The following is a 14,315-nucleotide window of genomic DNA, read 5'->3' on the forward strand; positions in this document are numbered from 1 at the left end:
TATTATTTATTGCGAGCAAAAATAGACCTATAGAGCTGATAGCTAAAGCCGAATAAGTTCAACTGCAAAATAACGACTTTCAAAAGTCGTAATACGCAGTTAAATAAACACAATTACTTGATAATTAGATGATCAGGTAGGGAATAAAACTATGGGAATTCTATTAGACAATGCTTTATCTTAAGCAATCCTACTATTGAATTTCTTTCAACAAATCATCTATTCCTATGTGGTTTGCTTTTGCTTTATAATTAAGCATCACACGATGACGTAGTACAGGTTTTAATACCGCTTGTACATCTTCTATATCTGGAGAAAATTTTCCGTGAAGTGCGGCATGGGCTTTGGCAGCCAAAATGAGGTTTTGAGAAGCTCTTGGGCCTGCTCCCCAACCTATATATTCTTTGGCAAAATCATTATTGGCATGAATTCCTGTTCGAGTTTTCTGAACGAGTTCCACGGTGTATTTCAAAACATTATCTGCAACTGGGATGTCTCTAATAATTCTTTGAAATTCTAAGATTTCTTCAGCACTCAGAACATTATCTACGCTTACCATTCTGTTTGCCGTAGTTCTTTTGATAATCTCTACTTCTTCTTCAAAAGAAGGATACTCAAGGTTTATCTGAAACATAAAACGATCTAACTGAGCTTCTGGTAGCGGATAAGTTCCTTCTTGCTCTATGGGGTTTTGGGTTGCCAGTACATAAAAGAGTTTTCCAAGATCATAAGTCTGACCATTTGATGTTACCTTTTTCTCTTGCATGGCTTCCAAGAGTGCTGCTTGTGTTTTGGGTGGCGTACGGTTTATTTCATCGGCAAGGATGATATTGGAGAAAATAGGTCCTTTGACAAACTCAAAATCTTTGTTTTTGTTGAGTATTTCTGTTCCCACGATATCCGATGGCATTAAATCTGGAGTAAACTGAATACGATTAAAAGACAATCCCAAACATTGGGACAAGGTATTAATCATGAGCGTTTTTGCTAAACCAGGAACTCCCACTAGCAGACAATGACTATTGGTAAAAATCGATAAAAGTAAATGTTCCACCACTTCTTCCTGCCCCACAACCACTTTTCCCATTTCTGATTTTAGTGATTGAAATTTATGCTCCAATGTTTTGAGTAACGCCAAGTCTTTCTCCATCCTTTTATGCTATTTTTTAGTCCAATTTAATTCAAAATTCCAGTCTTGATACTGTGGTTTTAGATTGATGTAAATATCTTTGATGGTGGTTTTCATCCAGTTTGCGAGCTTTTTGTTTTCCTCATTCATTTTTGACATTCTTTGAATTGTCAAATAATCATCTTTTAAATTCAATGTATGTGCTGGAACCACCTCACGAATTGATAAAATTCTATAAGCTCTTTTTTTGTTTGGAAGATCTACAAAACTCACCTTAGAAACCTCTCCTTTACCTAGGTCTTTTAAAGTCAATTTTAATAAATTATCCATTTTGTCTTTTTCAAAAAGGTTTCCACCTGTTTGTGGATTTGTGATTAAACCACCATTATTTTTAGTGATTTTATCATCAGAAAATTTTTGAGCTGCTTTTTCAAAAGTATAATCATTATTAGAAATTCGCACTTGTATAGAATCCAAAAATGCTTTTGCTTCTTGCATTTGTTCCTCAGATATTTTTGGTGAAACAAGGATGTGTCGTACATCAACAACGTCTCCTTCTCTTCCTTCTAATTTTACAATATGGAATCCATATTCTGTTTCAAAGGGATCAGAAATTTGTCCAATTTCTAGACTGTACATCACTTCTTCAAATTCTTTTACAAACATTCCCTTTTTGATGCCCTTGTACAAACCTCCGTTTATGCTAGAACCTGGGTCTTCTGTATATAGAATAGCTAAGGTTTCCATGTCTTCACCACTAAGAATACGCTCTTTAAACTTTTTCAGCTTTGCAATCACCTCTTTTTTAGCATCCACACTAGGTTCTGGGATTTTAATAATCTGGGCAATTTTGTATTGGTCTTCAATAATCGGCAAACTATCTATAGGCAGATTCTCAAAAAACTCACGAATTTGTGAAGGAGTTTGTTTTATTCCGTCAATAATGGCAAATTTTGCACGCTCCCCAAGCATTTGATCCTTGAGTGGCTTGCGCATTTCCTCCTTAATTTCTTTTGTAGATTTTTTAAAATACTTCTCTAAGGCTTCTTTACCTCCTGCTTGTTTCTGGAAATACTCTAATCTACGATTTACGGTTGATTCTATTTCTGCATCATTTACTTCAATAGAATCTAAGGCGGCTTTATGGAGTAAGAGTTTTTGTCTAAGAATTGTTTCTAAAACTTCCACTTGCAACTCTTGAGTTACCGCTGTACCTTGCCCTTTGAATTGGCTTATTTGGTCTTGATAATCTGAGTAAAAAACAGGATGATCTCCCACAATAGCGATTACCTCGTCTATAACGGCTTTGTTTTGTGCAAATACGAAAGGGGTACTCATCAACAACCCCAAGATTAATATTTTTGCTTTTAGCATACTAATAAAATTCAAATTTTCCTTCTTTAAGTGCTTTCTCGAACAAGACATTTTCAAGTTCTTGTAGCATTTGTTTTTTGCGTTGGTGTAAAATTAAACTTTGAACTTGTTCTTGAACATAGTTTAAAGGTGGAATTTGGTTTTTTATTTTATAATCAACTATTTTTAACAGAAAATAGTCCTTCTCATCCTCAAATTGAAGCACCTTTTTTGTGTTGTATAAAATGTTCTTTTGGAATTCATCTATCGGTAATTCCTCCACAAAATCGTTTATTTTCACCCAAATATCAGTCTTAAAATAATGTCTTTTTGCAAATTGATTTGCATAATCAATAAGCCAAATTTCATCGTCTTCGTCTTGAACTTCCAGTCTTTCCTTTAATTCTTCGATATCTGGTGCTACTTTCCCCACTCGTATATATCGGATTCTAGCAATGGATTCTTTAAGCAAAAAAACTTCTTGATACTTTTGGTAGTAAGTTTCCTTTTGCTCCCTTGTAACAACAGTGTCCATTTTCTGATTGAGGTAATCTTGCTCAAAACGCTGTCTTATCAAGGATGATCGGTAGTTTTCCACAAGTTGATCGATATTTAGATCTTCGTCTGATAAATTAAATACTGCGTGCTCTAGAATTGCCTGCTTTCTTGCCCATTGGTTTACAAAATGTTTCACAAAGACAATACTATCTTTAGGGGACAAATTTTTAGGCACCGCATCATCAATTACTTGAGACAAAAGATTTTCGTCATTATATCTTGCGATAATTCTTGCTTCTTGATCTCCGGCAAAAAAACCACAAGACGAGAATAAAACACCTAATAATAAAAAGTTTAAAAGTCGAAATACCATTTATTTAAGACTCTTTTTTACGGATTCAAATACTTTTTGATCGATCTTTATTTGATGCGTATTTTTCAAGTGAGTAAGCCAATTTGCCTCCAATACTTTTTGATACTCAGATATCACAACTCCTCGTACTTCTTTGAGTTCTTTTGGCTGTGATTCTAGTATTTCTTGAATATTGAGGATTACATATTTTTGATTTACTTCAAATGCTTTACTTACTCCTTTTTGCCAAGGAATCTGTTCATAATTTGGTTTTTTTCCTCGCTCTATCGTTATTTCTTTAATAGATACATCAAGGGCATTTTCCTTATTTAGCAGATCGGTAATTTCTTTATTTCCCTTTCCTTTTTTGAGCATTTTAGCTACGTTCTTTGCCACTTTTTTATTGTTACAAATATATTCATGGGCAATAACTCTTTCTTTCCATTGATAATTTGCACTGTGGGAATCAAAATAGTTTTGGATTCCAGTAGTATCTGTCATTGCTTTATCCCAAACTTTCTGTTTAGAAATTTCATAAAGCAACATCCCATCTCGATACTCATTGAGGAGGTTTCTGTATTCTGGGTATTTTTTACTCAGCTGAGATTTTTCTTGTTCAAAGAGTTTTTCTTGAATCAACACGCCTAATTTTTCTTCTGCTAATTCCATTCTTTTCCTACTTTGCTGGAAAGCAACCTTGTGCTTCAATAAATATTCAACAAAGTCTTTTTGTGTTACTTTTTTCCCAGCATAAGAAAATAGCGTATGCTTATATTTTTTTGTATTGAGTTCTTTGATGCTATTAGCCTCTGTGAACGCTTTCGTATTAATGAGTTTTCCAAGACTATAGAAATGTTTTTTCTTTAGCTCTAGTTCATATTCATTTTTTAGTTTAATGAGCATTTGAGCTTTTTTTGCTCTTATTCTGTCATTGTTTTCTATTTTTCTTTCTAGCTGTCTTTGTTCATTTTCAAAACTTCCTATTTCATTCACTCCCATTAGTTTAATAATGTGATACCCATACTGAGTTTTAAAAGGCTTTGAGTACTGATAGATTTTTTGAATTGCAAAAGTTTCCTTTTCAAACATAGGATCTAGACTTCCATCTTGAGCAATCCACTCCATTAATCCACCTCTAGTGGCATTTCTATAATCATCTGAATAGGACTTTGCCAAATCTTCAAAATCTGCCCCATTTTCTAGTTGATTATATACTTCGTTTATTTTCTTATTTTGCTCTTCTACGTTCGTTTTCTCGTTATTAAATCTCAACATAATATGAGCCACTCTTCGCTCTCCAAGATTTTTCCTTATATCAGTTACGGTAAGAATATGGTATCCAAAACGGGTACGAACCAAATCTGAAACCGCCCCTTTTTCTGTATTATACACAGCGTTTTCAAAAGGATATACCATTTGTAATGTAGTGAAATATCCTAAATCTCCTCCATTTTCTTTTACACTAGGATCTTCGGAATATTTTTTTGCCAATGTAGTAAAATCAGCTCCCTTTTTTAGTTGTTCTAAAATATTTTGGGCTTCTTTTTTGGCTTGAGCATCGTTCTTTTGAGCATTTACCTGTACCAAAATATGACTGGCTCTTCTCTGGTATTTCAATCTCTCGTAAGCTTCTTTTACAAATTTTTCATCCAATTTTTTGTCATACAAAAAACTATTGGTCACTTGTTTTTTATACCCTTTATATTCTCTAAGAAAGCTTTTTGTGGTATCTAGTTTCTCTTCTTCAGCATCGAGAACTTTTAATTTAAAATTGATATACAAATCCATGTATTCATCCACCGTTTTGGGATCTACTTGGTTTGCCAAATCTCTATTTTTATTATAAACATACATGAAATCTTCTACTGAAAATTCCTTTTCTCCAATGCTCAATAAAGTAGCTTGTGGGTTTTGAGCAAAACTCAAGCTTACCATAGCAATCGCTAGATACAACAATTGTTTCATTTGTAAAATGTTTTGGTTTTTAGTTTACTGGAAATAATTTGTATTTTGTGCTAGCAATTTACCAAAATACATGGAGTTATCCATCAAACTATTTATTTAATGCTTCCTAAAATTCAAAAACACTGCCTAAATGGGAATCTAAACAGTGTTTTTTATAAAAAAGTTCTAAATAATATTATCTAGAATAATTCGGTGCTTCTTTTGTTATTGAAACATCATGAGGATGTGACTCGTGAATTCCTGCTGCAGTTATTCTTACAAATTTTGCATTTTTAAGCGCTTCAATTGTAGGAGCTCCACAATATCCCATACTTGCACGAAGTCCACCAATAAATTGATACATCACTTCTTTTAGTGTTCCTTTGTATGCAACTCTTCCCACAATTCCTTCTGGAACAAGTTTTTTCACATCATCTTCACCTCCTTGGAAATAACGATCTTTGGATCCGTGCTTCATCGCATCAATTGACCCCATTCCTCGGTAGGCTTTGTATTTTCTTCCTTCGTAAATTATTGTATCTCCTGGTGCTTCTTCTGTTCCTGCCAAAAGTGACCCGAGCATCACAGAGCTTGCTCCTCCTGCTAATGCCTTGGCAATGTCACCTGTAAATCTTACTCCTCCATCGGCTATTACTGGAACATCTGTGTCTTTAAGAGCATCGGCTACATTCATTACAGCGGTTAACTGTGGTACTCCTACTCCTGCAACAACACGTGTGGTACAAATAGACCCTGGTCCTATTCCTACTTTTACGGCATCAGCTCCTGCTTCTGCAAGATATTTTGCGGCTTCTGGCGTGGCGATATTCCCTGCCACTACATCAAGTTCTGGAAAGTGTTTTTTGATTCTCACCAAGGTCTTGGCAATATCCACATGGTGACCATGTGCAGAATCTAATACAATCGCATCAACTCCTGCTTTATGCAGTTTTTCTACACGGTTCATTACATCTCCTGAAGCTCCTACTGCTGCTGCAACTCTCAATCTTCCAAATTGGTCTTTACAAGAGTTTGGATTTTCTTGAATCTTGATGATATCTCTAAAAGTGATTAATCCTACTAGTTGATTTTCATCATTAACTACTGGGAGTTTTTCTATTTTATTTCTTTGCAGCGTTTCTTCGGCTTGAGCCAAAGTTGTTTCTTCATTGGTGGTGATCAAATTATTTTGTGTCATCACCTCTGTAATATCTTTATAATCGTCTTTTTCAAAACGAAGATCCCTATTGGTAACAATTCCAATAAGCTTATTATCTTTATCTACAACAGGGATTCCTCCTATTTTATGCTCTCGCATAAGATTTTTGGCATCCACAACACAAGCATCTTGATAAAGCGTTACAGGATCGAGAATCATTCCACTCTCTGATCTTTTTACTTTTCTAATTTCTTGAGCTTGTCTATCTACAGACATATTTTTATGAAGTACGGCAATTCCTCCTTCTCTAGCAATGGCGATTGCCATGGCAGATTCAGAAACAGTATCCATCGCTGCGGCTACAATGGGAGCATTGAGCGAAATGTTTCTTGTAAATCTTGTTTTTATTTCTACGGCTTTGGGCAATACCTCGGAAAAGGCAGGTACGAGAAGAACGTCGTCATATGTGAGACCTTCTCCAATGAATCTTGTTTCGTGAAGCGCTTTCATCTTGCAATACAGGTTTAAATGAATTGCATGCAAAGATAAGTTTTATCTATCAAAAAATGGACTTCTTGAGTAATTCTCTTTTTTAATATCAATTAGTTGTCGAATCGCTTACATATTAAACTAAGTTAAATCCTTATTATCAAGTATATACAAATGATAAATTTATCAAAAAATTAACATTAGAAGAAGACATTCGTTTTTTGCACAACGAAAAAACCACCTGAGAAAAAGTATTTCTCAGATGGTTTTAATTAAAAACTAAAAGTCATTTTAGATATTAGGCTTTTTTCAAACTTTTCAGCCAATGTTTTACCTTATTTACAATTAAGAATAGTACAGGTACTACAATTAAAGTTAGGAAAGTGGCAATAATTAATCCGTATATAACGGCATTAGCTAGTGGTCCCCAAAAAACAACATTGTCTCCTCCTACATAAATATTGGCATCCAAATCATTAAACAAGGTCATAAAATTGATATTGATACCTTGCGAAAGTGGAATAAGCCCTAGTACGGTAGTAATTGCTGTAAGAAGTACTGGACGAAGACGTGCTTTTCCTGCTTGTATTATTGCAGTTGTCGTGTCTTCCATTGACAGTAATTCTCCCGTTTCAATTCCTAATCTTTCTCTTGTTCTATCCATGAGCAGTTGGGTATAATCCAGTAGTACTACCCCATTATTTACAACTACTCCTGCAAGAGAGATAATTCCCATCATGGTCATCATAATAACAAAAGATGCTCCTGAAAGAACGATTCCTCCAAATACTCCGATTAAACTCAAGAAAATTGCCAACATAATGATTGTTGGTTTCGAAATAGAGTTAAACTGGAAGATTAGAATTAAGAAGATCAAAAATAATCCAGTGAAAAACGCACCAACCAAGAAAGTCATTTGTTTCTTTTGCTCTTCAATTTGTCCTGTAAAATTAAACTCAACAGATTCTGGCTTATCAAAAGATTGCATTTCTCCTTCAATTTGCCCTACAATAGCGGCTGCATCTGTAAACCCTGGTGAAAGTGCAGAATACACCGTTACCACCCTTTTAGTTGCTGTGTGTTTGATTGCCGAGAAACTTGACGATAATTTCTTACTAGTTACCGCAGATACAGGTATTTCAATTATTTGCCCATTATCAGGGTTTTTGAAAGTAATATTTTGATTGAATAAAAGATCGATATTATTTCGGTCTGTTTCATCAAAACGGACATTGATATCATAATCATCTCCACCTTCTTTATACACACCTGCTTTTGCCCCGAAAAGTGCCTGACGTAATTGCGACCCTATTTGTGCTGGTGACAAACCTAGTTCTCCTGCTTTTTTACGATCTATTTGAACCTCCATAGATGGAAGCGATTTATTTACATCGATTTTTAGTTCTGCAATTCCAGGTATTTTCTTTTCATTGATAAAAGAACGCATACTTTCTGCAGTTTGAATCAATTCATTATAATCTTCTCCAGAAAGTTCAATATTGATAGGGTAACCTGCTGGTGGACCTACGGCATCTTTTTCAACTGAAATAGCAATTCCTGGATAAATTCCTGTAATAGCATCTTGAATTTCTTGACGCAATGTTTCAGAAGATAATCCTCTACGATATTTGAATTCTCTTAGCGTAAGGGTTATTTTTCCTTTATGTGGGATTTCTGCTGAAGAACCTCCATCTGTTTGAGGGTTTCCTGCTCCTTCTCCTACTTGCGCTAAGAATGATTCCACCATAAAGTTTTCACCATCGATAATGTATTTATCTTGATCAATAACTTGACGAACTCTTTCTTCTACATTTTTGGTGATGATATTGGTTTTATTGATATCCGTTCCTTGCGGATACTCCATATACACAATTACCTGATTTGGCTGATTGTCTGGGAAAAACTCTATTTTCGTTCTTTGGCTACTTACCGATTGTATAAAGAAACCAATAACTACAACTAGAAATACAAAAGTACCGATTGATAAAATAGCAGGCTTCCAACCTTTTAATGACCAAGCCAAAGTTTGTTCATACTTTCTCTCCATCCAAGCCAAAATATTGGTTTGGAAATAAATAGCCCAGTTTTTCACAAACAAACGGTAAGCCCAGAACAATATTGCCGTAACTATCATTACTAATCCTAGACCTCTATAATCACCACCAAAAGCGAATATCAATCCTCCAATTGGAAGTAAAATCAACGACAGTATTATGAGTTGTTTAAAAGATAATTTACGATCATCAATACTCATCAGCTGTGATACCAGTACCGAGTTAAAGAATATTGCCACAAACAAGGAAGAACCGAGTACTACAGAAAGTGTGATTGGGAAGTATTTCATAAACTGCCCCATAAGACCTGGCCATAAACCAAGTGGTACGAATGCAGCAACCGTTGTAGCTGTTGAAATGATAATAGGGAAAGCTATTTCTCCAATACCTTTCTTGGCAGCTTCCATACGACTCATTCCTTCTTCGCTCATTAAACGATAAACGTTTTCTACAACTACGATTCCGTTATCTACAAGCATCCCCAATCCCATAATCATCCCGAAAAGGATCATTGTATTTAAGGTATATCCCATTAAATTTAGGATCATGAAAGACATAAACATAGACATCGGGATCGCAAACCCTACAAAAAGTGCATTTCTAAATCCAAGGAAGAACATCAGTACAACAACTACTAGGATAATTCCGAATATGATATTGTTTACTAAATCATCTACTTGGTTTATTGTTTTGATAGATTGATCATTTGAAATCGTCACTTCAAGATCCGATGGATACAATTTTCCATGGGATTCTTTAATAAGTTGTTGGATTTTTTGAGCAGCATCAACCATGTTTTGTCCAGCTCTTTTCTTTACATCCAACATAACTACTGGCTTTCCTAGATTTCTTGCAAAGGTGGTTTTCTCTTTCGATTTGAATTCAACTTTTGCAATGTCTTTTAGGTAAACTTCATTTCCTTTTTCGTTTTTAACAACGAAGTTTTCAAGCTCTTCTGGAGACTCTATTTCTCCAATAACACGAATGGTTCGTCTTTGCCCAGAAGCCACTAAATTACCCGCAGAAATCGTCATATTTCCATTAGATACAGCTCTAGAAATATCTCCAATGGTTACTTTAGCAGCAGTCATTTTATAGATATCTACCGCAATTTCCACTTCCTTGTTCTGTACTCCACGGATATCTGCTGACTTAATTTCTCCAAAGGATTCAATCTTGTCTTTAACTAGGTCTGCATAATCTCGTAATTTTTGTGGTGGATAATCACCTGAAAAATTCACGTTCAGAATGGGCATTTCTTCAGAGATATTCAAATCGAATACATTCGGTTCTACCTTGGCTCCGTTAAAAGTTGGCCAATCTTCTGAAGCTGTTTCGCTATCTACTTTATCTTTTACTCGCTGTTTTGCATCAGCAACGTCTTTATCAGGTTCAAATTCTACAATTATAATCGCATAATCTGCCTGAGAAGTTGAGGTTACGTCTGTTACTCCACTTAAAGATTTTACTTTATCTTCTATGGGTTTCGTAATCAGTTTTTCTATATCCTCTGCAGTGTTACCTGGATAAACTGTAGAGATGTATATCTTGGTTTCTTTTACTTCAGGAAAATTCTCTCTTGGCATTTCTTGGTATGCTTGGTATCCCATAAAAAGGAACATAAATATAAGCACCCAAATAGAGGTTTTATTGTTGATCGCCCAAGAGGAGAGTCCGAATTCTTTATTGGTTTTTTTCTGACTCATAGTATATTATTTTACAATTTTGATCAATTGTCCTTCTTTGATTGTTCTGGCACCTTCAACAATAAGTTGATCGTTTTCTTTTAAACCTTCCAATACCTCAACAACATCACCTTTAGACTTTCCTGTAACAATCGTTTGTTTTACAGCATTAAGTAATCCTTTAGCATTCTTTTTGGCAACAAAAACATATTGTTTCCCAATAGCATTCTCAGAAATAACAGATTGAGGAATAATCACTGCATCATTATTTGAGTAATCATTTACAAACAACTTTACAGTCATATTTGGTTTAACATTTTTGTGTTTGTTTGATAAAGGTACTTCAATAGCAAAAGTTCTATTTGTAGGATTGATATAGTTTCCTGTTTGACGAACCGAAGAAGTCGTTTCCAAACCTATTACAGGTATTTCTACTTTTACTTCTTTATTTTTCGAAACCTTTTTAAGATAAATTTCTGGCAAATTTGCAGTAATATACATATTACTCAAGTTGATAATACGGAACATACTCCCTCCTTGACCTGGAGCTACAAGGTTTCCTTTTTCTTTAAAAACTTGATCAATTACCCCAGAAAACGGTGCAGTAACCTTTGTTTTACTCAAACGGATCTCCATTTGTTTAACAGCTTCTACCTGCGCCTTGTATGAGGTTTCAGATTGAAGAAAGTCTATTTCCGACCCAATTTTCTGACTCCAAAGTCTTTTCTTTTTCTCATAAACTGTTTTAGACAATTCTGTTTGGATTTTTAACTGAGCCAATTGCTCTTTTAATCCATTATCATCTAAAATAGCCAACACTTGTCCTTTTGATACTCTAGATCCTTCTTTCACTAACACGCTTTGGATAATTCCTGAAGCTTCTGGAGAAATGATTACATTTTGCTTTGTAGTCACATTTCCTTGAAATTCAACAAAGTGTTTAAATTCTTGTTTTTGAATCGCACTTGTAGAAACTAAATAGGTATTTTGATTCGTATCCAATTCTACAATTAAATCTGTCAATTTTTTGATGTCTTTATTTAGCGTAATAGACTCAGCCGTTAGCTCAGATTTGATTGTCTTTAAAACCTTGATATCTCCATCAGCTTTGGCAATTCGATCTTCAACAGATTTTTTCCCTTTTGATCCACAAGCAACCATCACTAAGGCTACCGTGGCTATTCCTAATATCTTTTTCATAATTTCTTTTACTTGCGTTATTGGTTGGTGATTGATTTAATGGCGGCTCTTGAGTTAATTACTTCGAGCATAGCCTCTAAATAGCTTCTTTGTGAGGTATAGAGTTGTTGTTGTGCTTGAGAAAGGTCAAAACTAGATCCCATTCCTTCTTTAAATTTGGTTTGGTTTTTCTTTTCGATTCTTTCTGCGAGTTTGAGACTGCGTTTACTGGTTTGTAGATTTTCGATTGCAAAACGATAATTGCTCTGCGCTCGATCATATTGAAGTTGAATTTCTTGAATTTTATTATCTAAATCGTTTTGAGATTTTCTTATTTCGACTCCTGCTCTTTGTACAGCTTTAGTTCTTCTAAACGAAGAAAAAATAGGAATTTTGAGATTTACTCCAAAAAGTAGAGACGGAATATATCGTTGATCAGAATTGAAAAAAGTAAAATCATTTGAGAACCCATTTCCTGCACCACTCAAAAACATTGAAAGTTGAGGCATTCCTTTACTAATTTCTTGTCTCTTAATGAGCTCTTTGGATCTCAATTGATTCTGGGCAATCTGAACATCTATATTACTCATTAAATTAGGTTTTAGACCTATTAATTTCATATCGATATTTTTCTCGCTAAGTAAATTCAATTTTTCCGTTAATGAAATTTCAGCATCTAAGTCTCTTCCTAGAGTGAAATTCAACATATCAAAAGACAAATCCAATAGTCTCTTTGCATTTGATCGAGCATTTTTTAGATTTAGCTTAGTAATTTCTAATTGTTCCACTCGCTCTTCTTCAGTTAAACCGTTTTCAAACATTTTTTGAGTTTCGTAGAGCGATTTATCAACATTGGCAATATTCTTATCCGTAATAGCAATCATTTCTTGGGTAAGAAGAACATTTCCGTATGCATTCACCACAGCTTTTTCAATTTCTACTTCAGTTTTTTGAAGTGCATTCTCAGAAATCTCTAAAAACACTTTAGCTGCTTGAAGTCCTACCAAATACTGCCCATCAAAAATAAGTTGTGAAACTGTTACATTAGCAGCCATTGATTGAGTTGTTCCAAAAGCTATTTCTACAAATTCACCTGCTGGAGCCTTTGGATCAGCAATTTGAGCTGGCAATAACTGCTTTGCCTGCTCAATCCAATTTTGATACTTGATTTCTCCATTAATCTGCGGAAGCCCCATAGTGGTTGTTTCCCATTTTTTGTAGCGTGCAGCAAGAATTGAATGATTTGCATTTTGCACCCTTTTATTGTGCTCTTTTGCATAATCGATTGCTTGCTCTAAACTCAATGACAATTTTTCGTCTTGAGCCTTTGCTGTTGATATCCCCAATATCAACAGCAGGGTCATTATGGTTGTTTTAATGTTGACCATACAATTTATTAAGTTGGTTGTTTAATTCTGTTCTTCCTTTTTCCGTAGCGATCGCACGGATATGATATTTCAAAATGGCATAATGCCTTTCTTTTTCTTCCGCCATTTGCTCTGCTTCTCCATTCATTCTAAGTGTCTTATGAAACATTTTCGCTAATTCAACGTCTAAATCATTCATATAAAACCCTTCTGCTTGCCCTTTTAAAATATTATTGTGCATAAATTGATCAAAATCTCCATCTAACGTACAATGAATCTCTTGAAAGACTTCTGGATAATATTTCTTTAGCTGAAATGAAGGCGATAACTCAGTATCAAAAATAGCATTATCAAAAAACGATTCAAGCCTAAAAAGTTCCTCAATTGGGTTATTATCTTCTTTTTTTATTTGCTCCATTTCTTCAAAAATGGTCTCTTTATAATCCAAAACGCAAGTTTTTATCAACTCTCTTTTATTGGAATAAGATTTATAAAGTGTCTTTTTTGACATTCCCATTTCTTTGGAAATATCATCCATAGTCACACTTTTAAAACCAAGTTTCATAAATAATTTTGAAGCAACTTCTTTTATTTTACATGTTTGATCCAATGATTTTTTGCTTTAGAATTTTGGCAAATGTAATCATGGAAACTGAAAAAACGAAATTAGTTTCCATTTTTTTTCGTTAATTTTCATTGTAGATAAATAAAGTGTCTATTTTGTTAAGTATGAGAACAACTGATAAATTAAGGCTCCTAAAAAATACGCAATAACATCCTTAATGTCCGAAACATAACCAGAGTTCATCATTGGTAAAAACCATTCGAAAAGAAAAGCAAATAGCAAAACCACTGGAATGATATTCTTCCATTGAAGATGGAAACTCGAATTCTTTTTTATGCTTTTCGTAAAAAATAACGATAAGTGGAGTACCACAGGAATACATAAAAAGTCATTTAAATGATTATTGATAAATACGGGTAAACCCCATTCCACGACACGAGACCACAAAACAAAAATATACAGACATAAAGCACCAATAAACCAAAATGGAAAGAGTTCTTTTAGGTACTTTATTTTCATATTCTAAAAAAATAGATTGGTT

General features: G+C 34.3%; 10 protein-coding genes. All 10 read right to left on the reverse strand.

Annotated features, from left to right (window positions below):
* Positions 1-193: 193 nt before the first annotated feature.
* The 10 genes from N4A45_00760 to N4A45_00805 all read right to left on the reverse strand — a co-directional run bounded on the left by N4A45_00760 (position 194) and on the right by N4A45_00805 (position 14,293).
* On the reverse strand, positions 194-1,150 hold the full coding sequence (locus N4A45_00760) for an AAA family ATPase (GenBank protein MCT4663745.1): 957 nt from the start codon (positions 1,148-1,150) through the stop codon (positions 194-196).
* A 9-nt stretch (positions 1,151-1,159) separates the two neighbouring features.
* Positions 1,160-2,503: a peptidylprolyl isomerase gene (locus tag N4A45_00765; GenBank protein MCT4663746.1), complete on the reverse strand. Its 1,344-nt coding sequence runs from the start codon at positions 2,501-2,503 to the stop codon at positions 1,160-1,162.
* A 1-nt stretch (position 2,504) separates the two neighbouring features.
* Positions 2,505-3,353 carry a hypothetical protein gene (locus N4A45_00770; protein MCT4663747.1) on the reverse strand — a complete coding sequence of 283 codons (849 nt, stop codon included), beginning with the start codon at positions 3,351-3,353 and terminating at the stop codon, positions 2,505-2,507.
* Positions 3,354-5,297, reverse strand: coding sequence for a peptidylprolyl isomerase (locus N4A45_00775; protein ID MCT4663748.1), 1,944 nt, complete (start codon positions 5,295-5,297; stop codon positions 3,354-3,356).
* 175 nt (positions 5,298-5,472) lie between these two features.
* Entirely contained in the window at positions 5,473-6,945 is a 1,473-nt protein-coding gene (guaB, locus tag N4A45_00780) for an IMP dehydrogenase (protein ID MCT4663749.1), read from the reverse strand.
* 277 nt (positions 6,946-7,222) lie between these two features.
* Positions 7,223-10,684, reverse strand: coding sequence for an efflux RND transporter permease subunit (locus N4A45_00785; GenBank protein MCT4663750.1), 3,462 nt, complete (start codon positions 10,682-10,684; stop codon positions 7,223-7,225).
* Positions 10,685-10,690: 6 nt separating this feature from the next.
* Entirely contained in the window at positions 10,691-11,863 is a 1,173-nt protein-coding gene (locus N4A45_00790; GenBank protein MCT4663751.1) for an efflux RND transporter periplasmic adaptor subunit, read from the reverse strand.
* Positions 11,864-11,880: 17 nt separating this feature from the next.
* Positions 11,881-13,206 (reverse strand): TolC family protein, encoded by a 1,326-nt coding sequence (locus N4A45_00795; protein MCT4663752.1) that lies wholly within the window; start codon positions 13,204-13,206, stop codon positions 11,881-11,883.
* 10 nt (positions 13,207-13,216) lie between these two features.
* Positions 13,217-13,819, reverse strand: a complete 603-nt coding sequence (locus tag N4A45_00800) for a TetR/AcrR family transcriptional regulator (protein ID MCT4663753.1) — start codon at positions 13,817-13,819, stop codon at positions 13,217-13,219.
* Positions 13,820-13,924: 105 nt separating this feature from the next.
* The gene (locus N4A45_00805) at positions 13,925-14,293 is read right to left on the reverse strand and encodes a hypothetical protein (protein ID MCT4663754.1); all 369 of its coding nucleotides are present in this window, start codon (positions 14,291-14,293) and stop codon (positions 13,925-13,927) included.
* Between the last annotated feature and the right edge of the window lie 22 nt (positions 14,294-14,315).

The organism is Flavobacteriales bacterium, from assembly GCA_025210805.1.
Taxonomy (GTDB): domain Bacteria; phylum Bacteroidota; class Bacteroidia; order Flavobacteriales; family CAJXXR01; genus JAOAQX01.